20 protein-coding genes are annotated in these 21,145 nt (G+C 67.8%); 12 read left to right on the top strand and 8 right to left on the bottom strand.

Annotated elements, in window-relative coordinates; genetic code table 11:
* Positions 1–17 precede the first annotated feature (17 nt).
* From ACFWPS_RS15815 to ACFWPS_RS15805, 3 genes are read left to right on the top strand one after another with little or no spacing between them, the layout of a single operon-like run.
* Complete coding sequence (locus ACFWPS_RS15815; RefSeq protein WP_383705235.1) at positions 18–998, top strand: ABC transporter permease; 981 nt, start codon at positions 18–20, stop codon at positions 996–998.
* Between the two features lie 22 nt (positions 999–1,020).
* A complete protein-coding gene (locus tag ACFWPS_RS15810; protein ID WP_383705233.1) occupies positions 1,021–2,082 on the top strand; it encodes an ABC transporter ATP-binding protein in 1,062 nt (353 codons plus the stop codon).
* A 13-nt stretch (positions 2,083–2,095) separates the two neighbouring features.
* Entirely contained in the window at positions 2,096–3,211 is a 1,116-nt protein-coding gene (locus ACFWPS_RS15805; protein ID WP_383705231.1) for an ABC transporter ATP-binding protein, read from the top strand.
* A 149-nt stretch (positions 3,212–3,360) separates the two neighbouring features.
* Here ACFWPS_RS15805 and ACFWPS_RS15800 read toward each other — a convergent pair whose 3' ends face one another.
* Entirely contained in the window at positions 3,361–4,101 is a 741-nt protein-coding gene (locus ACFWPS_RS15800) for a class I SAM-dependent methyltransferase (RefSeq protein WP_383705229.1), read from the bottom strand.
* 84 nt (positions 4,102–4,185) lie between these two features.
* On the opposite strand from ACFWPS_RS15800, the gene ACFWPS_RS15795 reads away from it, so the two are divergent.
* On the top strand, positions 4,186–4,575 hold the full coding sequence (locus ACFWPS_RS15795; RefSeq protein ID WP_383705227.1) for a VOC family protein: 390 nt from the start codon (positions 4,186–4,188) through the stop codon (positions 4,573–4,575).
* Here the strand turns inward: ACFWPS_RS15795 and ACFWPS_RS15790 are convergent.
* Together ACFWPS_RS15790 and ACFWPS_RS15785 are read right to left on the bottom strand one after the other, a co-directional pair.
* The gene (locus ACFWPS_RS15790) at positions 4,515–4,754 is read right to left on the bottom strand and encodes a DUF397 domain-containing protein (RefSeq protein ID WP_383705224.1); all 240 of its coding nucleotides are present in this window, start codon (positions 4,752–4,754) and stop codon (positions 4,515–4,517) included. The two genes, ACFWPS_RS15795 and ACFWPS_RS15790, sit on opposite strands and share 61 nt — an antisense overlap.
* 8 nt (positions 4,755–4,762) lie before the next feature.
* The gene (locus ACFWPS_RS15785) at positions 4,763–5,614 is read right to left on the bottom strand and encodes a helix-turn-helix domain-containing protein (RefSeq protein WP_383705222.1); all 852 of its coding nucleotides are present in this window, start codon (positions 5,612–5,614) and stop codon (positions 4,763–4,765) included.
* Positions 5,615–5,812: 198 nt separating this feature from the next.
* On the opposite strand from ACFWPS_RS15785, the gene ACFWPS_RS15780 reads away from it, so the two are divergent.
* The 3 genes from ACFWPS_RS15780 to ACFWPS_RS15770 all read left to right on the top strand — a co-directional run bounded on the left by ACFWPS_RS15780 (position 5,813) and on the right by ACFWPS_RS15770 (position 8,475).
* Positions 5,813–6,220: an ATP-binding protein gene (locus ACFWPS_RS15780; RefSeq protein ID WP_383705220.1), complete on the top strand. Its 408-nt coding sequence runs from the start codon at positions 5,813–5,815 to the stop codon at positions 6,218–6,220.
* Complete coding sequence (locus ACFWPS_RS15775) at positions 6,220–7,104, top strand: hypothetical protein (RefSeq protein ID WP_383705399.1); 885 nt, start codon at positions 6,220–6,222, stop codon at positions 7,102–7,104. The genes ACFWPS_RS15780 and ACFWPS_RS15775 overlap by 1 nt, the downstream gene beginning before the upstream one ends.
* 111 nt (positions 7,105–7,215) lie before the next feature.
* A complete protein-coding gene (locus tag ACFWPS_RS15770; protein WP_383705218.1) occupies positions 7,216–8,475 on the top strand; it encodes an MFS transporter in 1,260 nt (419 codons plus the stop codon).
* A 140-nt stretch (positions 8,476–8,615) separates the two neighbouring features.
* Here the strand turns inward: ACFWPS_RS15770 and ACFWPS_RS15765 are convergent, their stop codons facing one another.
* The 5 genes from ACFWPS_RS15765 to ACFWPS_RS15745 form a co-directional block, all read right to left on the bottom strand.
* Positions 8,616–9,659 (bottom strand): ABC transporter ATP-binding protein, encoded by a 1,044-nt coding sequence (locus tag ACFWPS_RS15765; RefSeq protein WP_383705216.1) that lies wholly within the window; start codon positions 9,657–9,659, stop codon positions 8,616–8,618.
* Between the two features lie 26 nt (positions 9,660–9,685).
* Complete coding sequence (locus ACFWPS_RS15760) at positions 9,686–10,726, bottom strand: ABC transporter ATP-binding protein (RefSeq protein ID WP_383705214.1); 1,041 nt, start codon at positions 10,724–10,726, stop codon at positions 9,686–9,688.
* Positions 10,727–10,774: 48 nt separating this feature from the next.
* On the bottom strand, positions 10,775–11,755 hold the full coding sequence (locus ACFWPS_RS15755) for an ABC transporter permease (RefSeq protein WP_217557398.1): 981 nt from the start codon (positions 11,753–11,755) through the stop codon (positions 10,775–10,777).
* Positions 11,756–11,857: 102 nt separating this feature from the next.
* Positions 11,858–13,591, bottom strand: coding sequence for an ABC transporter substrate-binding protein (locus ACFWPS_RS15750; RefSeq protein ID WP_383705212.1), 1,734 nt, complete (start codon positions 13,589–13,591; stop codon positions 11,858–11,860).
* A gap of 95 nt (positions 13,592–13,686) precedes the next feature.
* On the bottom strand, positions 13,687–14,712 hold the full coding sequence (locus tag ACFWPS_RS15745; protein WP_383705210.1) for an ABC transporter permease: 1,026 nt from the start codon (positions 14,710–14,712) through the stop codon (positions 13,687–13,689).
* A gap of 579 nt (positions 14,713–15,291) precedes the next feature.
* Here ACFWPS_RS15745 and ACFWPS_RS15740 point away from each other — a divergent pair.
* From ACFWPS_RS15740 to ACFWPS_RS15720, 5 genes are read left to right on the top strand one after another with little or no spacing between them, the layout of a single operon-like run.
* A complete protein-coding gene (locus ACFWPS_RS15740; protein WP_383705208.1) occupies positions 15,292–16,923 on the top strand; it encodes an ABC transporter substrate-binding protein in 1,632 nt (543 codons plus the stop codon).
* 6 nt (positions 16,924–16,929) lie between these two features.
* Positions 16,930–17,853, top strand: coding sequence for an ABC transporter permease (locus ACFWPS_RS15735; protein WP_383705206.1), 924 nt, complete (start codon positions 16,930–16,932; stop codon positions 17,851–17,853).
* Positions 17,846–18,853: an ABC transporter permease gene (locus ACFWPS_RS15730; RefSeq protein ID WP_383705204.1), complete on the top strand. Its 1,008-nt coding sequence runs from the start codon at positions 17,846–17,848 to the stop codon at positions 18,851–18,853. The genes ACFWPS_RS15735 and ACFWPS_RS15730 overlap by 8 nt, the downstream gene beginning before the upstream one ends.
* 8 nt (positions 18,854–18,861) lie before the next feature.
* The gene (locus ACFWPS_RS15725) at positions 18,862–19,836 is read left to right on the top strand and encodes an ABC transporter ATP-binding protein (RefSeq protein ID WP_383705397.1); all 975 of its coding nucleotides are present in this window, start codon (positions 18,862–18,864) and stop codon (positions 19,834–19,836) included.
* Positions 19,829–20,881, top strand: a complete 1,053-nt coding sequence (locus tag ACFWPS_RS15720; protein ID WP_383705201.1) for an ABC transporter ATP-binding protein — start codon at positions 19,829–19,831, stop codon at positions 20,879–20,881. Before ACFWPS_RS15725 ends, ACFWPS_RS15720 begins: the two co-directional genes overlap by 8 nt.
* The last annotated feature ends 264 nt before the right edge of the window (positions 20,882–21,145 follow it).

Below are 21,145 nucleotides of genomic sequence, written 5' to 3'. Positions count from 1 at the left end.
AGAGAGCTGCCCCTGTCATGCTGCGTTTCCTCGTCCGCCGGACCCTCGGTGCGATCGTCATCCTGTTCCTGCTGAGCATCGTCACGTTCCTGCTGTTCTTCGGGATGCCCCGGGACCCGGCGCTGCTGATGTGCGGCAAGACGTGCAACCCGACGTCGCTCGCGAACATCCACCATGTGCTCGGCCTCGACAAGTCGATCCCCGAGCAGTACTGGATCTTCCTGCACAACCTGGTGCTGGGCAGCAACCAGTTCGACCAGGGTCCCTGCCCCGCCCCCTGTTTCGGGTACTCGTACCACACCAACGACCTGGTCTGGCAGACGCTCATGGACCGGCTGCCCACCACGGTCTCCCTCACCCTGGGCGGTGCGGTCTGCTTCCTGATCATCGGTCTCGGCACCGGTCTCCTGGCGGCCTGGAAGCGCGGCACGCTGATCGACAAGACCGCCACCGCCGGAGCCATGGTGCTCAGCTCCATGCAGATCTACTTCCTCGGCCCGCTCGCGCTCGCCGTCCTCGTCTACCAGACCCACTGGTTCGACAAACCGGCGTACAACAACTTCACCGCCGACCCGGTCACCTGGTTCACCGGGCTGATCATCCCCTGGGTGGTGCTGTCCACGATCTTCGCCGCGCAGTACACCCGTATGGCGCGCTCGTCGATGATCGAGCAGCTCCAGGAGGAACACGTGCGCACCGCCCGCGCCAAGGGCATGTCCCGTCAGTACGTCTTCTTCCGCTACGCCTGGCGCGGCTCGCTCATCCCGATCGTCACCATCTTCGGCATCGACCTCGGCGCCCTGCTCGGCGGCGCCATCATCACCGAGTACACCTTCAGCCTGCCGGGTCTCGGCCAGCTCGCCGTACAGTCCGTGTTCTTCAGCGACCTGCCGCTGCTCCTCGGCGTGATGCTGTTCTCGGCCGCCATGATCCTGCTGTTCAACATCATCGTCGACGCGGCCTACGCGTTCATCGACCCGCGCGTCCGGCTGGCCTAGGCCGGTCAAGAGGAGAACCGTCGTGACCACTCTGACCAAGGACGCCGGCACCCCCGCACCGGCCGGCCCGGGTGCCTTCCTCTCGGTGCGGGACCTGCATGTCAGCTTCAGGACCGAGGACGGTGTGGTACGGGCCGTGGACGGGCTGTCGTTCGACGTGGCGCGCGGCAGGACCCTCGGGATCGTCGGCGAGTCGGGCTCCGGGAAGTCGGTCACCAACCTGACCATCCTCGGCCTGCACAACCCGCAGTTCACCACGGTCGAGGGCGAGATCCTCCTGGACGGCCAGGAGTTGATCACCGCCCGTGAGTCGGAACTGGAGAAGCTGCGCGGCAACAAGGCCGCCATGATCTTCCAGGACCCGCTCACCGCGCTGTCGCCGTACTACACGGTGGGCCGGCAGATCGCCGAGCCGTTCATGAAACACCGGGGCGCCTCCAAGCGGGCGGCCTGGGACCGGGCGGTCGAGATGCTCGCCAAGGTCGGCATCCCCAACCCGAAGGAGCGGGCGAAGGACTACCCGCACCAGTTCTCCGGCGGTATGCGGCAGCGCGCGATGATCGCGATGGCCCTGGTCTGCGACCCCGACCTGCTGATCGCCGACGAGCCGACCACCGCCCTGGACGTGACCGTCCAGGCGCAGATCCTGGACCTGCTCAAGGACCTGCAACAGGAGTTCGGATCGGGCATCATCTTCATCACCCACGACCTGGGGGTGATCGCCGACATGGCCGACGACATCATGGTGATGTACGCGGGCAGCGCGGTGGAGCGAGGCTCGACGGACGAGGTCCTGCGCGCGCCCCAGCACCCGTACACCTGGGGCCTGCTGAACTCGATGCCACGCCTGGACTCCGACCTGGCCCTGCCGCTCAACCCGATCCCCGGTACCCCGCCCTCCCTGCTGGCCCCGCCCTCCGGCTGCCGTTTCCACCCCCGCTGCACCTTCCAGGACCGGGTCGGTGGCACCCGCTGTGTCACCGAACGTCCCCTGCTGGCCCCCGACCGCTCCTCGGCGTGCCACCTCACGGCGGACCAGAAACGCACCATCTTCCTCGAAGAGATCAAGCCCGGTCTGGGCTAGGAGACGACACGTCATGACCCAGGACACGGTCCTTCCCGCCCCGCGCGAGGCGACTGCCGGTGAACCGCTGCTCGAGGTCTCCGGCCTGACCAAGTACTTCCCGGTCAAGGGCGGCTTCCCGATCCGGCGCACGATCGGGCACGTCCAGGCCGTGGACGGCATCGACCTGACCGTCCGGGTGGGCGAGAGCTTCGGCCTGGTCGGCGAGTCCGGCTGCGGCAAGTCGACCACCGGCCGCCTGATCACCCGCCTGCTGGAACCGACGAGCGGCACGATCAGCTACCGCGGCCAGGACATCAGCCACGCGTCGCGCAGGGAGCTGGCACCGATCCGCTCCGAGATCCAGATGATCTTCCAGGACCCGTACTCGTCGCTGAACCCGCGCCAGACGGTCGGAAAGATCATCTCGGGTCCGATGGAGATCAACGGGGTAGAACCGGACGGCGGCCGCGAGAAGCGGGTCCGGGAACTCCTCGAGATCGTCGGCCTGAACCCCGAGCACTACAACCGCTTCCCGCACGAGTTCTCCGGCGGCCAGCGCCAGCGCATCGGCGTGGCCCGCGCCCTGGCCCTGGAGCCGAAGCTGATCGTCGCCGACGAACCGGTCTCGGCCCTGGACGTCTCCATCCAGGCCCAGGTGGTCAACCTCCTCCAGGAGGTGCAGAAGGAACTGGGCATCGCGTTCCTGTTCATCGCCCACGACCTGGCCGTGGTACGGCACTTCTCGCAGCGCGTCGCGGTGATGTACCTCGGCAAGATCATCGAGGTCGGCGACCGGGAGGCGATCTACACCCGCCCCCGCCACCCCTACACCCACGCCCTGCTGTCCGCCGTCCCCGAGGTCAACCTCACAGCCGACGCCGACTCGGCCGGCCGCGAACGCATCCGCCTGGCCGGCGACGTCCCGTCCCCCATCTCCCCGCCGTCCGGCTGCCGCTTCCGCACCCGCTGCTGGAAGGCCCAGGACAAGTGCGCGACGGAGGAACCCCCGCTGGTCCAGATCTCCGGCAACCACGCGGGCCACCTCACGGCCTGCCACTTCCCGGAGGACCCGACGACGGAGGCCCGGGACGAGGACATCGTGCTGGATCCGGCGCTGGCGGCGCTGGAGGAGGCGGGCGAGGGGTAGACCGACGTGCTATCGGCACGGTGACGCTCTCGGGACCGGTGGGGCGGCGGCCCGCTCCCGGTCTCGCGTGGGCCGGTGGGCCGCCCGCTCCGCCAAGGCGGTTCACCTCGGCGGTTCTCTGTCCGCCTTGCCGTAGCGACGGGAGCGGCTCAGGCGCGCCGGGCGACCGTGATGATCTCGGGGCTGCCGGGGGACAGCGGCCCGCATGCCCAGTCGCCGTACTGCTCGACGACCTCCAGACCGGCGTCGGCGAGGAAGGCGGAGAGGGCGTCCTTGCCGAGGAATCGCAGGGTGGACCGGCACACCTGGGGCTGGGGCCAGGGTGCCCCGTCGTACGTCTCGGTGAAGGTCACCCGCTCTCCGCTCGGCACCCCCTCGACCTCGTGCCAGACCCGGACGGCAACGCCGTCCCGGCCGGTGACCTGACGCACGCGGTCGGGGGTCCAGCCCTCCCAGGCCCGGGCGGCGGGGTTGCGGGTCTCGAACACGAAGTGCCCCGTCGCGGACAGCGCGGTGCGTACGGCGGTCAGCGCCGCCCGCAGCTCCTCGTCCCCGAGCAGCTCCTGGAAGGCGTGACCGGTCATCACGACGAGGTCGAAGTCCTCGGTGTCCCAGTGCCGGGTCCGCAGATCACCGAGCACCCACTCGACAGCGGGTTCGGCTCGCCGCGCCTGCACGAGCATCGCCGCGGCCGGCTCCAGCCCCATCAGCGACCCACCGTGCCCCGCGGCCCGCGCCTCGCGCAGCAACCGCCCGGTCCCGCAGCCGACATCGAGCACCGACCCGGCGGACATCACCAGGTCCAGGTAGAAGTCGTCACCCGGCCCCCACGGGTTGAGGTTGTCGTAGAGCGCGGCGAGCGAGAGATCCGCGTACGAATGATCGACCACCGCGGCAGTGTGCCACATGATGTTGAACACAGGGTCAGGAACGGCCTTCTTCTTGAACTTCTATCAACTTTCTCTGGACCGAGGGTGCTTCATCACGTAGAGCTGTGGGTGCCGGACCTGGACCGGGCGACGGGGTCCTGGGGCTGGCTGCTGGGAAGCCTGGGTTGGACGCCGTACCAGAACTGGCCGGACGGGCGGAGCTGGCGGCTGGGGGAGACATATGTGGTGGTCGAGCGATCACCGGCGATGCGGGGCGGCGACGCCGGGCACGACCGCATGCGACCGGGCCTCAACCACCTGGCGTTCCACGCACCGGACCGGGCGACGGTCGACGCGCTCACGGAAGCCGCTCCGGCACACGGGTGGACGTTGCTGTTCCCGGACCGCCATCCGTTCGCCGGCGGGCCGGACCACTACGCGGCGTACCTGGAGAACGAGGACGGCTTCGAGGTGGAGCTGGTGACTCGGGGATGAGCGGCTTGCAGGGCGCCGAGGAAGGCGGCGAAGGCGTGAGGGTGGAAGGTGAGGGTGGCTCTGGTGGGGGCTTTGGAGTCGCGGACGGACATGTGGGTGGGGCGGGGTGCTACCTCGACGCAGTTGTTGCCGTCGCCGCTTCCCGAGTAGGACGACCTGCGCCAGTTGTCAGGGGTCACGGTGTGCCTCACAGCTCTTTCGTCAGGTTGTGGATGAAATCGCGCGACCGCTCGGGGCCGAGGGACGCGGACTCCACCTTACGGAAGAGCGTTCGAAATGCGCCGAGTTGGGCCTCGGAGTCGATGAACCCCGCGCCCTGCGGTGCATCGCGCACCGCCGTGTCCAGTTTGGGCACCGCACCACCCGCGTACATCATGGCGTTCGTCGCTCCGGCGAAGCCGTCCAGGTCGAACGGGATGACCCGGACGGTGATGTGCTCTGCCTCGGAGAACTCCAGGAGACGGCCGAGCTGAACACGTGTGGCGACCCGGTCGCACACCCTGATGTGCAGGGCTGCCTCGTGGATCACGGCCTCGTAGGGAACGCGGGCCGGCTCCTCCAGGACCGCCTTCCGTTCCATGCGGTGGCGGACGCGCAGCTCGAGATCGCTCGCCGGGAGTTCGGGCACCCGGTAGGAGAAGACGGCGCGGGCGTAGTCCTCCGTCTGGAACAGGCCGGGAATGTGCAGGAACTCCACGTCGAGCCGGTACGAGGAGTGGTATTCCAGCTCGGCGAGATCCAGGAAGGACGTCGGCAGCAGGCCCCGGTACTTCTCCCACCACCCCCGGGTCCGGTCCGTCGCCATCACCACCAACGCCTCGACCAACTCCACATCCATGCAGGAGTAATGGGCGGCGAGTCTCCGCACCCGGTCCTCGCTCACGCCTGCCGTACCGAACTCGATCTGGCTGATCTGCGCCGAGTCCGTCCCCAGCAGTGCGGCGGCCTCCAATCCCTTGAGTCCTGCGCCCTCACGGAGTTTGCGCAGCTCGGAACCCAGACGCGCCTGGCGTGCGGTGGGCTGTTTCCTGCGCGTCATGTCTTCCTCCTCGCCAGGAACCGCCGTGAAGCAGAACCTCGTTCGAGGGGAAGATTACGGCGGCGACTTGCGCCGTCCCAAATTGTGACTCTACCGTCGGTGACGTAACGGACACGCTGTGAAAGTGCACCGCGCCTCTGTCGTGCGGCGATGCCACCGCGCGTGAAATCCCCTTCATTCGACCGGAGTTGATGACGCATGCCCGAGTCCTGGGACTACACGCTCTACGTTCCCAACGACCTGAGAGCGGTCACCATCTGCCGTCGCACCCTGCGCCTGATCCTGACGATGCACGGATTGAACGGCCTCGCGGACACGGCCGAGTTGCTTGCCGCCGAACTGGTTTCCAATGCGGTGCGGCATACGAAGGGGCCGGCGGCGCTGAGGGTGCGGCGTTCCCCGGAGGGGGTGGTGTGGATCGGGGCGTGGGATGCGGATCCCGTGCCTCCGGAGCCGCCGGGGTCGTTGAAGGCGGTGACGGAGCTCGAAGAGGCGGGGCGGGGGTTGGGGCTGGTGGTCGCGTGTGCCGACTGCTGGGGCTGGCAGCCGTCCGCCCGGTTCGGGGAGCGGGGCAAGTTCGTGTGGTGTGAGTTGGGGGTGGCGTGATGGTGGGGTCGTCGCATGAGGCGTTGCACCGGATCTTCCAGAAGGATCCGGGGTTGTTGACGCATGCGTTGCAGCGGGTTCTGGGGGTGCCGTTTCCGGAGACGCGGGAGTTCGCGGCGATGAACGTGGATCTGACGGAGATCGAGCCGGTCGAGCGTCGGGTGGACACGTTGCTGCGGGCGGAGACGGACGAGGGGACGTACCTCCTGGTTGTCGAGTCGCAGGGGGAGGTGGACGGCCGTAAGCGGGGGAGCTGGCCGTACTACCTGTCGTACTTGTATGAGAAGTACCGGTGGGAGCCGGTGCTCATCGTGATCACGCAGAGCGCCGCGACGGCGAAGTGGGCGGCGCAGCCGATCCAGCTCGGCTTGCGGGGGTGGGAGTCATTGACGGTGCGGCCGCTGGTGCTGGGGCCGGAGAACGTGCCGGTGATCGCGGATGAGCGGGAGGCGGTACGGGACGTACCTCTTGCGGTGCTTTCGGCCATGACACACGGGCGGGGGCGGAACGCTGCGGCCATACTGGAGTCGCTGGCAGCCGCCTTGAAGACCATCGACCGCGACAGTGCCGCGGTCTTCGTGCAGTTCGTCGACTCGTGCCTGGTCGATCCCCAGGCGAAGCAGATGTGGAGGGACCTGATGACGGCGATGCAGTACTTCTGGCGGCACCCGCTGGCGGAGCAGGTGCGGGAGGAAGGCCGCGAGGAGGGGCGTGTTCAGGAGCGTGCCGAGATGGTGTTGCGTGTTCTGGAGTGGCGGGGGATCGCGGTGAGCGACTCCGTGCGCAAGCGGGTGGACGCCTGCGCCGATCTGGACCAGCTCGAAATCTGGGCGCAGCGGGCGGTGCACGTCACGGATGCTGCGGAGTTGTTCGTCGAGTCCTGAACGGCGGGGCTCGGGCGCGGGTCGGGGGAGCCCGACCCGCGATCCGTACGTGGCGGGAAGAGCGCGTGACGGTGACCGGCCCGAGGCCGCAAGGGCGTAAGGTGCCCGTCCATGTCTGCCGCTGAGCACCCCCCTTCCCTGCTGCGCAACACCGGTTTCGTGCGCCTCGCGTGCGCCCGGATCATCTCCGTCCTCGGCAACGGGTTCGCCCGCATCGCGCTGGCCTTCGCGGTGCTCTCGCTGCCCGGCGCGACCCCGGGCGACCTCTCGCTCGTCGTCGCCTGCCAGGCGGTCCCGCAGCTCGCGCTCGTCCTGGTGGGCGGAGTGATCGCGGACCGGGTCTCCCGCTCCGCGCTGATGGCCGTGGCGGACGTGCTCGGCGCCCTGTCCTACGGCGGACTCGCCGCCATGGTGCTCAGTGACCATGCCCCCGTCGCCGCCCTCTGCGCGCTCGCCGTCACCGCGGGCACCGCGACCGCTCTCTTCTCGCCCGCGATGGACGGGGTCATCCCGAGGCTGGTGCCGTCCGAGGCCCTCCAGCGAGCCAACGGTCTGTTGCGGGTCGGCACCAACACCTCCCTCCTGCTGGGGCTGGCCCTGTCGGGCGTGACCGTCGCATGGGTCGGCGCGGGCTGGGCGCTGGCCATCAACGGCCTTTCTTTCGTGGTCAGCGCCGCACTCACCGCCTCCCTGCGGCTGCCGCGACGGCAGCGGAAGTCCGCGTCGGGCTGGGCGGACCTGCGCGAGGGCTGGCACGAGTTCGCCTCCAGGCAGTGGCTGTGGGTGGTCGTCGTCCAGTTCTCCCTGGTGGTGGCCGCCATGAACGCCAACGCCGGGGTCCTCGGTCCGCTGGCCGCGCGTGCTCACTTCGGCGGGGCCCGCGCATGGTCGCTGGTGGTGGCCGCCCAGGCGCTGGGGGCCGTGGCGGGCGCCGGGATCGCGGCCCGTGCGCGCGTCACCCGGCCGATCCTGGCGGCGGTCCTGTTCACCCTCCCGGCCGCCCTGCCGCCGGCCCTCCTCGGGGCCGGAGCACCGCTGTGGGCTGTCGCTGCGGGCGCCTTCACCGCCGGCGTCAGCCTGGACTTCTTCGGCGTGCTGTGGGCCACCACCATGCAGCGCGAAGTCCCCGAGGAAGCTCTGTCCCGGGTCAGCTCCTACGACTGGTTCGGCTCGCTCACCCTCGCTCCACTCGGCCTCGCGCTGGCAGGACCCGCCGCCGACGCCTTCGGCACCGACCGGATGCTGATCGCCTGCGCCGTCCTCATCGTCGCGGCCACTCTCGCCGCGCTCCTGTCTCCCGGGGTGCGGTCGCTGCGGGCTGCGCCGGGTGCGGCCCGGCCCGAGCTCCTCGAAGCCGGTACCGCTTCCTGACGGCGCCGAGCGGCCATGAGAAGGGCCCGCACCTGGGGAGGTGCGGGCCCTTGCTCCCCTGGAGCGGACGTTCAGGGCTCGGGTCAATGGGCCGGTGAAAGTCCGTTCCGCAGGCGGCGGCTGACGGAAAAAGGGGTGTGTCAGGCCGCTGCCTCGGGGTCCTTGGAGAGGCGCGGGGCGGGAACCGTGTCCCGCACCTCGGGGTAGTGGCAGGCGGTGAGGTGGCCGGGCTTGTTGCCATCGGCCTGGACCAGCGGCGGGGCCTCCGTCGCGCACTTCTCCGTCGCCTTCCAGCAACGGGTGCGGAAGCGGCAGCCGGACGGCGGGTTGATCGGCGACGGCACGTCTCCGACCAGGCGGATCCGCTCGCGCGGTGCCTCCTCCACCGTTGCCTCGGGCACGGCGGACAGCAGGGCCCGCGTGTAGGGGTGGCGCGGGTTGTCGTACAGGTCGTCGCGGTCGGCGATCTCGACGATCTTACCGAGGTACATCACCGCGACGCGCTGTGAGAAGTGCCGCACGATCGCCAGGTCGTGGGCGATGAAGACGAACGCGATGCCCAGTTCCTTCTGGACCTTCTGGAGCAGGTTCACGACCTGGGCCTGGATGGAGACGTCCAGGGCCGAGACCGGTTCGTCGGCGACGATCAGCTTCGGCTCCAGGGCCAGGGCGCGGGCCACCCCGATGCGCTGGCGCTGGCCGCCGGAGAACTCGTGCGGGAAGCGGTTGAAGTGCTCCGGGTTCAGGCCGACGATCTCCAGCAGCTCACGGACGCGCTTCTCGCGGCCGCCGGCCGGGTTGATGTCGTTGATCTCCATCGGGCCCGCGACGATCTTGCCGACCGTCTGCCGCGGGTTCAACGAGGCGTACGGGTCCTGGAAGATCATCTGGATCTCGGAGCGGATCGGCGCCAGCTGCCGACGGTTGGCGTGCGTGATGTCCTGGCCGCGGTAGGAGATCTTGCCGCCCGTCGGCTCCAGCAGACGGGTGATCAGGCGGCCGGTCGTCGACTTGCCGCAGCCGGACTCACCGACCAGGCCCAGGCTCTCGCCCTCGGCGACCTGGAAGTCGAGGCCGTCCACCGCCTGCACCGCGCCGACGGTCCGCCTGATCGGGAAACCGCCCTTGATCGGGAAGTGCTTGGTCAGCCCGGAGACGTCCAGGAGGGGGTTGGTGTTGCTCATGGTCGTGAAGTCCCGTCTCGTGTCCGTCAGTTGTGGCCGGCGGTGGCCGCGTAGTCGGCGAAGAGTTCCTCGCGCCGGCCCAGTTCCAGGTGGCAGGCGGAGCCGCGTCCCTCGATCAGTTCGAGGACCGGACTCTCGCTGGAGCACCTTCCGCCCGGGACCTTGTCCGCGAACGCGCAGCGCGGGTGGAAACGGCAGCCGGTGGGCGGGTTGAGCAGCGACGGCGGCGAGCCGGGGATCGGGGACAACGGAACGTCGACCGGTCCGTCCAGGCTCGGCATGGAGTTGAGCAGACCGAGGGTGTACGGGTGCTGCGGAGAGCCCAGGACCTCCTTCTTGGTGCCGCGCTCCACGCACCGGCCGCCGTACATCACCAGCACGTCGTCCGCGATGTCGGCGATGACACCGAGGTCGTGGGTGATGAAGACGATCGCGGTGCCGAACTCCTGCTGGAGGTCCTTGAGGAGGTCCATGATCTGGGCCTGGACCGTTACGTCGAGCGCCGTGGTGGGCTCGTCGGCGATCAGGAGTTCGGGGTCGCAGACCAGGGCCATGGCGATCATCGCGCGCTGGCGCATACCGCCGGAGAACTGGTGCGGGTAGTCGTCCACCCGGACGTCCGGCTGCGGGATGCCGACACGCTTCAGCATCTCGATCGCCCGCTCCCGCGACTCCTTCTTGGAGGCGCCGGTGTGCTTGCGGTACACCTCGGAGATCTGCGTGCCGATGGTGTGGTACGGCGACAGCGAGGCCAGCGCGTCCTGGAAGATCATCGACATCTTGTTGCCGCGCAGCTTCTCCAGCTCCCGCTCGGAGGCCGTGAGCAGCTCCTTGCCGTCGAGCAGGATCTCGCCGTCGATCGCCGTACGGTCGCGGTCGTGGAGGCCCAGGATCGTCAGGTTGGTGACGGACTTGCCGGAGCCCGACTCGCCGACGATGCCGAGCGTCTGGCCCTTGGCGAGGTCGAAGGAGAGCCCGTCGACGGCCTTGACGATGCCGTCCTCGGTGGAGAAGTGGACTTTGAGGTCCTTGACAGAGAGGAACGGCTGCTGATCGGTGCTCGTCACGGGGACGCTCCTGGGGGTGATGCGGGGGGTAGGGGTTAGGGGCGGAGGTCAGGCGAGCCGGATCCGCGGGTCGATGAAGGCGTAGGCGGCGTCGACGATGATGTTGAAGAACACGATCGCGGCCGCGGACAGCACCGTGACGCCGAGCAGCATCGGCAGGTCGCTCTGGTTGACGGAGGTCACCGCGAGGCGGCCGATGCCCTGGAGGCTGAAGACCTGCTCGGTGATGATCGCGCCGCCGATCAGCGTGCCCAGGTCGATGCCGAACACGGTGACGATCGGGCCCATCGCACCGCGCCAGGCGAAGCGCAGGAACACGTTCGCACGTGAGAGCCCCTTGGCGCGGGCGGTGCGGACGTAGTCCTCACTGAGCTGCTCGACAAGCTGGGAGCGGGCCATACGGGTGTAGTTGGCGGTGAAGATGATCGACAGCACGATCCAGGGCAGCAGCAGGCCGGAGAACCACGAGACGGGGTTGTCGGTCAGCGGCGTGTACGAGGGCTGGTCGAGGATGCCCGTCTTGAAGGTCAGGAAGTACAGCGCGATGTAGCCGACGAAGTAGATCTGCAGCGAGGAGCCGAGCAGCGAGGTCGAGGTCGCGAGCTTGTCCAGGAACTTGCCCTGCTTGAGCGCCGCGATCATGCCGGTGCCGACACCGAAGGTCAGGAAGATGACGGCCGAGCCGAAGGCGAGCGAGAGGGTCAGCGGCAGCCGGTCCATGATCGTGCCGAAGACGGGCTCGTTGTTGGCGAAGGAGTAGCCGAGGCACGGCGCGTTGCAGTGCCCGAAGCCGCTGTAGTCACGCCCGACGAAGATGCCCTTGAGCCAGTACCAGTACTGGACCGGTATCGGATGGTCGATGCCCAGGTTGTGCCGGATCTGCGCCAGCGAGGCCGGCGTGCAGTTCTTGCCGCAGGACATCATGGCCGGGTCACGCGGGACGGCGTAGAAGAGCCAGAACGTGATGGCGCTGATGATCAGCAGAATGACCAGCGCGCCGATCGTACGGCGGACAAGGAAGCGGAACATGGGGTCAGGACTTTCCGGACGGGGCGCCGTTGCCGGGGCGTGAGGGGTGTGGAGCCGGTGGGGGGCGGCCCGGGTGGGGCCGCCCCTGATGCCGTGTGGCGCCTACGCCTTGGCGTAGAGCCTCGTGAGCGCGATACCGGTGTTTCCGGCGTCGTAGACGAAGCCGCCGACCTTCGAACCGTGCATCCAGTTGCGGATGGCGTGGTAGTCCGGGACACAGGCCGCGAGCTCCATGACCTGCTTGTCGATGGCGCCCCAGGCCTTGTTGGCCTCGTCCGCGTCGGTGATCAGGGAGGCCGCCGCGATGGCCTTGTCGACGCTGGCGTTCTTCAGCTGGGCGTAGTTGCTGCGGCCGTCACCGATGTTGTCGCCGTCCCAGCAGGGGTAGAAGACCGAGTAGCCGCCCGGCCAGTCCGGGCTCCAGCCGGCCGCGAACAGGTCGTACTGGTTGTCGATCTTGCCGATCTGGGTGTAGAAGGTCGACTTGTCGATCTGCTTGTTGACGACCGTGAAGCCGGCGGCCTCCAGCGCGTTCTTGATCGCGACGGCCTGCTTCACCGCGTTGTCGGACGTCTGGTAGGCGATGACCAGCTTCTGCCCGAGCTTGCCGGCCTCCTTGAGGAGGGCCTTGGCCTTGACCGGGTCGCCGCCGGGCTTCGTCTTCTTGCCGTAGAGGTCGAATTCCGTGTAACCGGGCGTCACCGGGGAGAAGATCGTGGTGGCGATCTCGCTGGTGGACGCGCCGCCGCGGATGGTCTGCAGCTGCTGGTTCGGCCAGGCGTAGTTGATGGCCTGGCGGACCTTGACGTCCGTGATCCGGGTGGTGTTGATCGGCCAGTAGTAGGTGACCGTGTCGACCGCGGTGAGCACCTGTTCCTTGAGCTTCGCGTTGGTGAGGACCGTGGCGATGCGCTCGGGGGCGACCTCGTTGAAGATCGACATCGTGTACTGGTCGTTGCCCTTGTCCGCTATGTAGCGGTCGGTCGAGGCCAGCAGTTCGAAGCCGAACTGGAAGAGGTACTTGTCCGGGTAGGCGTTGCGGATCGGGTCCGTCGCCGCGTCCCAGTGCTCGTTGCGGGTGTACGTCAGGGACTTGCCGACGTCGCGGGCGGAGATCTTGTACGGGCCGCAGGAGAACGGCTGCTTGTCGTACTTCTCCTTGGTGTCCTTCGACTTCTTCACGAAGGAGTACGCGCGCTCGGCGAGCGTGAAGTTGAAGTCACCGCGGGCCTGGTTGAGGCGGAAGGTGATGGTCTTGCCGTCGATCTCGATGGAGTCGAGGTGCTTGCCCTCGTAGGGGCCCTTGTACTTGTCGCCGCCGACCAGGAACTGCTGGACGTAGCGCGGGCCCTCGGTGACGAAGGAGGCGAAGAGGCGCTCGAAGGTGTGGCGGACGTCGTCCATGGAGAGGTCGGAGCCGTCCTCCCACTTGACGCCGTCCTTGATCGTGAACGACCAGGTCTTGCCGCCGTCCTTGGCCGTGCCCGCGTCCGTGGCCACGTCGCCGACCAGGGTGGCGCCGCCCTTGGAGTCGAGCTTGTAGCCGGTCAGGCCACGCATGATCGGCGTGGTGATGAGGATCTCGGTGGAGACGTAGATCTGCGCCGGGTCCAGGTGGTCCATGTCGAACTGGTCGAGCCCGTAGATCGTCCCGCCCTTGACCGCGCCGGTGACCTCGGGGGCAGGGCCCGTCGAGTCGGCCTTCGTGCCGACCGCGATCTTGCTCTGCTTGGCCTTGCTGACCGAGGGGACCTTGTTGGTCGCCGACTTGTTGCCGCCGCCGCCACACGCGGTCAGCACCGTGCTCGATGCGGCCACCACGCCAGTGGCGATCATGAAGTTTCTACGGGAAAAAGACACAGTAACCCTGCCTTATGGGTGGGACGGGACCAGCCGGACTACTTTGACCGGACCGGCAGATGAGAGATGGGTCAGCGCTTGGACTTCGGGTCGAGCGCGTCGCGCGCCGAGTCGCCGAGCAGGTTGAACGCCAGGACGAAGATCACCATGGCCAGGCCCGGGAAGAGCATGAAGGTGAAGTCCTGGGTGTAGAACTGGGCGCCCCGCTGGATCATGACACCCCAGTCGGGGGTCGGGTCGATCATGCCGACACCGAGGAAGGCGAAGCCCGCCTCCGCGGTCACGTAGGCCGGGAGCATGAGCGTGGACTGGATGAGGATCGGGGTCCACAGGTTGGGAAGGAGTTCCTTGAACACGATGCGCGCCGGTGACGCCCCGGTCACCTTGGCGGCCTCGACGAACTCCCGCTCGCGCAGGCCGAGTACCTGGCCGCGCAGCAGACGGGCGATCGACGCCCAGCCGAAGAAGGACATCATGATGATGAGCGTGGTGGCCCGCAGCCAGGTCGGGATGTTGTCGTCGGCGGCGACGAACAGCCCGAACACCACCGGCATGAAGGCGATGATGAACAGCGTCGAGGGGATCGACAGCACGATGTCGATGATCCGGCCGACGATGTAGTCCGTCTTGCCGCCCACGTAGCCCGCGGTCACGCCGACCACGACGCCGACGACGGTGGTGATCAGGGTGGCGGCCAGGGCGATGCCCAACGAGGTCCGGATGCCGTAGATCAGGAAGGTGAAGACGTCACGGCCCAGCTGCGGCTCGATGCCGAACCAGAACTGCGAGCTCATGCCACCGTTCGCGCCCGCCGGGTACGAGAAGGGGTCCAGCAGGCTCGGGTCCTGGCTCGCGTACGTCGTGTACGGATCCTTCCCGTACAGCTTGGAGATCAACGGCGCGGCCAGCGCGATCGCGAAGAAGAAGATCACGATGATTGCCGATATGACGCCCGTACGGTCGCGTTTGAAGCGGCGCCACGCGAGCTGTCCCGGGGACCTGCTCTCGCCGGCCTTCGAGTCGGGAGAAGTGATCGACTTCTCGGCGCTCTCGGCGGTCACCTCGAGCGGGCCCGCGGATGGAGTTGGGGGGGTCATGGTGCTCCTGGCCCAAGGGAGGGTCTGATGACTCCGCAGGGCACACTCCCCTACGGGCTACGCCGGACTTTTTCAACGTAATTCATTCAAGGTCAATAAATTCTCGGTTGGCTTGGGTTTCTCTTTACTGTCTTTGCCTGGGCTTGACTATTCCGTAGCTACGCGGGTAGCGCCTCGTAATCGCACCGTGCTTTAGTTCGGGCGAACTGCGCTAAACGGGCAAGGAGTTCGTTATGCGGACGCCTGGGTGCCGAAATGCGTACATCGCCGGGTCGCAATCCAACGTTTCGGCATCGTTGCGCGGAGATCCATTGCATCGCCCCCACAAGATCCTCAAGAGGGTCCCGGAGGGGCGTCTGCAATCGGGTGACGTGTCCCCCTAAAGGTCGGCATGGGGTCCTCGGGGGGCCTCCGTTCGGGGTGGTGGGTGGGTGATATCGGGCTGTTGGGTCGATATTGACCGATAGCGGATCATCCACGGATCAAGCGATCCCGACGGACCGGGCGATCCCGACGGATCAACGGATCTGGACGGATCAACGGATCTCGACGGATCACCTTTCACGGAGGAGGCACGCCATGCGTTCAGCCACGCACGCCCGAGGGGCGGCCTGTGCGGTGGTGGTGGCGCTCGCCGCCACGGCCTGCGGGGGCGGCGGCAGTGGCGGGGGCGGCGGAGGCGAGAGCGGCGTGCTCAGCTCTTCCTGGGGCGACCCGCAGAACCCCCTGGAGCCGTCCAACACCAACGAGGTCCAGGGCGGCAAGGTCCTCGACATGATCTTCCGGGGTCTGAAGAAGTACGACCCGAAGACCGGCAAGGCCACGGACATGCTCGCCCAGAAGATCGACACGAGCGACTCGCAGAACTTCACGATCACGCTCAAGGACGGCTGGACCTTCTCCAACGGCGAGAAGGTGACCGCCAAGTCGTTCGTCGACGCCTGGAACTACGGAGCGAGCCTCAAGAACAACCAGAAGAACGCCTACTTCTTCGGCTACATCCAGGGCTACGACAAGGTCCACCCGGACAGCGGCTCGCAGAGCGCCGACACGCTCTCCGGTCTGAAGGTCGTCGACGACAGCACCTTCACCGTCGCGCTCAACCAGAAGTTCTCCAGCTTCCCCGACACCCTCGGCTACGCGGCCTTCGCCCCGCTGCCGCAGTCCTTCTTCACCGACCACGCCGGCTGGCTGAAGCAACCGGTCGGCGACGGGCCGTACCGCATCGAGTCGTACACCAAGGGCTCGCAGATGGCCCTGAAGAAGTGGGACGGCTATCCCGGTGCCGACAAGGCGCAGAACGCCGGGGTGACCCTCAAGGTCTACACGGACAGCGACACCGCCTACACCGACCTCATCGCCGGAAACCTCGACCTCGTCGACGACGTTCCCGCCTCGCAGCTCAAGAACGTCAAGAACGACCTCGGTGACCGCTACATCAACACCCCGGCCGGCATCATCCAGACGCTCGCCTTCCCCTATTACGACAGCGCCTGGAACAAGAGCGGCTCTGAGAAGGTCCGCACCGGCCTCTCCATGGCCATCAACCGGAAGCAGATCACCGACACCATCTTCCAGAACACCCGCACCCCGGCCACCGACTGGACCTCGCCGGTGCTGGGCACGGCGGGCGGCTTCAAGGAGGGGCTGTGCGGGAGCGCCTGCGACTACGACCCCGCCCAGGCCAAGAAGCTCATCCAGGAGGGCGGGGGACTGCCCGGCGGACAGCTCAAGATCACATACAACGCCGACACCGGCTCGCACAGGATGTGGGTGGACGCCGTGTGCAACTCCATCAACAACGCGCTCGGCAACGACAAGGCGTGTGTAGGGAATCCGATCGGTACTTTCGCCGACTTCCGGAACCAGATCGGGCAGCACAAGATGACCGGACCGTTCCGCGCGGGCTGGCAGATGGACTACCCGCTCATCCAGAACTTCCTCCAGCCGCTCTACTACACGAACGCCTCCTCCAACGACGGCAAGTGGTCCGACAAGGACTTCGACAAACTCGTCGACCAGGCGAACGCCCAGACCGACACCGCCAAGGCCGTGTCCACCTTCCAGCAGGCCGAAGGGGTCGTCCGCGACAACATGGCCGCCATTCCGCTCTGGTACCAGAACGGCAGCGCCGGCTACTCCGAGCGGCTGTCGAACGTGGCCCTCAACCCGTTCAGCGTCCCCGTCTACAACGAGATCAAGGTCAGCTGAACCGGCATGGGGCGCTATGTCGTCCGGCGGCTGCTCCAGATGATCCCGGTGTTCGTCGGGGCCACGCTGCTGATCTTCCTCATGGTCAACGTGATGGGCGACCCGATCGCCGGCCTGTGCGGTGAGCGGGCCTGCGATCCGGCGACCGCCGCCCAGCTGAAGAAGGAGTTCGGACTCGACAAGCCGGTGTGGCAGCAATACCTCACGTATATGGGGAACGTCTTCACCGGGGACTTCGGTACGGCGTTCAACGGGCAGCCGGTCACCGAGCTGATGTCCACCGCGTTCCCCGTCACCATCCGGCTGACCGTCGTGGCGATCCTCTTCGAGATCGTCATCGGCATCACGCTGGGGGTGGTGACCGGACTGCGGCGCGGGCGGCCCGTCGATACGGGGGTGCTGCTGGCCACCCTGGTCGTCATCTCCGTACCGACCTTCGTGACCGGCCTGCTGCTCCAGCTGCTCCTGGGCGTGGAATGGGGCTGGATCAAACCCTCCGTCTCCCCGGACGCCACCTTCGGCGAGCTGATCGTGCCGGGGCTGGTGCTCGCCTCCGTGTCGCTCGCCTACGTCACCCGGCTGACCCGCACCTCCATCGCCGAGAACAAACGGAGCGACTACGTCCGTACGGCCATTGCCAAAGGCCTGCCCCGCAGCCGGGTCATCACCCGGCACCTGCTGCGCAACTCCCTCATCCCCGTCGTCACCTTCATCGGCACCGACATCGGCGCGCTCATGGGCGGCGCGATCGTCACCGAGCGGATCTTCAACATCCACGGCGTCGGCTACCAGCTCTACCAGGGGATCCTGCGACAGAACACGCAGACGGTGGTGGGCTTCGTGACCGTGCTGGTCCTGGTCTTCCTGGTGGCCAACCTCCTGGTGGACCTGCTCTACGCCGTACTCGACCCGAGGATCCGCTATGCCTGAGCAGCCGTTCGAGCCCGACCGGGCGATCGCGGGGACCGGGGCGGGCGGGGCGATGGACCTGGCGGCGAGCGAGGCGCAGACGCTGGAGCAGTATCCGTCAGCCGCCTCCGGCGGACGGGCACCGGGCGGACCGCTGGGCACGGGGCCGGCGGCCAAGCCGCGCTCGCTCTGGTCCGACGCCTGGCGGGACCTGCGCCGCAACCCCGTCTTCCTCGTCTCCGCCCTCGTCATCCTCTTCCTCGTCGTCATCTCCCTGTGGCCGTCCCTGATCGCCTCCGGCAGCCCCCTCAAGTGCGACCTGGCCAAGGCCCAGGAAGGCTCCCAGCCGGGCGCTCCCTTCGGTTACGACGGACAGGGCTGCAACGTCTACACGCGGACCGTCTACGGGGCCCGTACGTCCGTCACGGTGGGCGTCTGTGCCACCCTCGGGGTCGCGCTGCTCGGGTCGGTCCTCGGCGGGCTCGCCGGGTTCTTCGGCGGGTTCTGGGACTCGGTGCTCTCCCGGATCACCGACGTCTTCTTCGCGATCCCGGTCGTCCTCGGCGGTCTCGTCCTCCTCTCGGTGGTGACGAGCAATACGGTCTGGCCGGTCATCGGGTTCATGGTGCTGCTCGGCTGGCCGCAGATCTCCCGGATCGCCCGCGGCTCGGTGATCACCGCCAAGCAGAACGACTACGTCCAGGCCGCCCGCGCCCTCGGCGCCTCCAACTCCCGCATCCTGCTGCGGCACATCGCGCCCAACGCGGTGGCGCCCGTGATCGTCGTCGCGACCATCGCGCTCGGTACGTACATCGCGCTGGAGGCGACCCTGTCGTACCTCGGCGTGGGCCTGAAGCCGCCCAGCGTCTCCTGGGGCATCGACATCTCCGCCGCCTCGCCCTACATCCGCAACGCCCCGCACGCGCTGCTGTGGCCCTCCGGGGCGCTCGCGCTCACCGTCCTGGCCTTCATCATGCTCGGCGACGCGGTGCGCGACGCCCTCGACCCGAAGCTGAGGTGAGCGCCGCCGTGCTGCTCGAAGTGCGCGACCTGCACGTGGAGTTCCGGACGCGCGACGGGATCGCGAAGGCGGTCAACGGCGTCTCGTACGCCGTGGGCGAGGGGGAGACCCTGGCCGTGCTGGGCGAGTCGGGGTCCGGCAAGTCGGTGACCGCCCAGGCCGTGATGGGGATCCTCGACATGCCGCCCGGGCGGATCGGCGGCGGCGAGATCCTCTTCCGGGGGCGCGACCTGCTGAAGCTGAAGGAAGAGGAGAGGCGGAAGATCCGGGGCGCCGAGATGGCGATGATCTTCCAGGACGCGTTGTCGGCGCTGAACCCGGTGCTGAGCGTGGGCGACCAGCTCGCCGAGATGTTCGTCGTGCACCGCGGGATGTCGAAGAAGGACGCGCGGGCCAAGGCCGTCGAGCTGATGGACCGGGTGCGGATCCCGGGCGCCGCCCAGCGGGTGCGGGACTATCCGCACCAGTTCTCCGGGGGCATGCGCCAGCGCATCATGATCGCCATGGCGCTGGCTCTGGAACCGGCGCTCATCATCGCCGACGAGCCGACGACGGCGTTGGACGTGACGGTTCAGGCCCAGGTCATGGACCTGCTCGCCGAGTTGCAGCGCGAGTACCGCATGGGGCTGATCCTGATCACCCACGACCTGGGCGTGGTCGCGGACGTCGCCGACCGGATCGCCGTCATGTACGCGGGGCGGATCGTCGAGTCCGCGCCCGTGCACGACATCTACAAGGCGCCGGCGCACCCGTACACGCGTGGACTGCTCGACTCCATCCCGCGCCTCGACCAGAAGGGCCAGGAGCTCTACGCCATCAAGGGCCTGCCGCCCAACCTCATGAACATCCCTCCCGGCTGCGCCTTCAACCCGCGTTGCCCCATGGCCCAGGACGTGTGCCGCACCGACGAACCACCGCTGTACGAGGTGGACCGGCACCGGGGCAGCGCCTGCCACTTCTGGAGGGAGTGCCTCAATGGTTGACCCGGTGGTTGAGCCGATCCTGGAAGTGAGTGGACTGGTCAAGCACTACCCCCTGACCCAGGGCATCTTGATCAAGAAACAGATCGGTGCGGTCAAGGCCGTTGACGGTGTTGACTTCACGCTCAACAAAGGAGAGACCCTCGGCATCGTCGGGGAGTCCGGCTGCGGCAAGTCAACAGTTGCCAAGATGCTCGTCAATCTTGAGCGGCCGACGGCCGGGTTGATCAAGTACAAGGGCGAGGACATCACCAGGCTGGGCGGCCGTGCGCTCAGGGCGGTCCGCCGCAACATCCAGATGGTCTTCCAGGACCCGTACACCTCCCTCAACCCCCGGATGACCGTCGGCGACATCATCGGGGAGCCGTACGAGATCCACCCCGAGGCGGCTCCCAAGGGCGACCGGCGCAGACGGGTCCAGGAGCTGCTGGACGTCGTGGGGCTCAACCCCGAGTACATCAACCGGTATCCGCACCAGTTCTCCGGCGGCCAGCGGCAGCGCATCGGCATCGCACGGGGGCTGGCGCTGCGCCCCGAGGTGATCGTCGCCGACGAACCGGTGTCCGCGCTCGACGTCTCGGTGCAGGCCCAGGTGATCAACCTGCTGGACCGGCTCCAGAACGACTTCGACCTGTCGTACGTCTTCATCGCCCACGACCTGTCGATCGTGCGGCACATCTCGGACCGGGTCGGGGTGATGTACCTCGGGCGGATCGTGGAGATCGGCAAGGACGAGGAGATCTACGACCACCCGACCCACCCCTACACCCAGGCGCTGCTCTCCGCGGTGCCGGTACCGGACCCGGAGGCGCGGGAGCACCGGGAGCGGATCATCCTGAGCGGGGACGTCCCCTCGCCGACGAACATTCCGTCGGGGTGCCGGTTCCGCACGCGGTGCTGGAAGGCCCAGGAGCGGTGCGCGCTGGAGGTGCCGTTGCTCGCGGTGCCCGCGGTCTTCCGGCTTGCGCCGGGGCCGGCGGCGCATGACTCGGCCTGTCACTTCGCGGAGGAGAAGCAGGTGGTGCCGCCGGAGGAGCCGGCCGGGTAGGCGTCGGACGATCTTGCCGACGGGGGTGCATAGCGGGATGAACCGGGGTCAATCGCGTTAACACACAGGCAACTTCGCCGACCCGGTCTCGATATACGGACGCGGCACGCTTAACAGCGTACGGCCGTGCGGGTGCCGTAAACGGGCCGGAGCGCGCCATGTCGCTCCGGCCCGTTGCCCCTTTTTGCGCCTAAACCGGCGCCGCTCTCGCGGACCTGGCTGGTGCTTCGTCGTGGTTCCTCAATTATTGGTTGCGGTGCTCCG

It is taken from the genome of Streptomyces sp. NPDC058457, assembly GCF_042720695.1.
Taxonomy (GTDB): domain Bacteria; phylum Actinomycetota; class Actinomycetes; order Streptomycetales; family Streptomycetaceae; genus Streptomyces.
The sequence above is the reverse complement of the archived record's forward strand: the minus strand, read 5'-3'. Positions and strand labels throughout refer to the sequence as shown.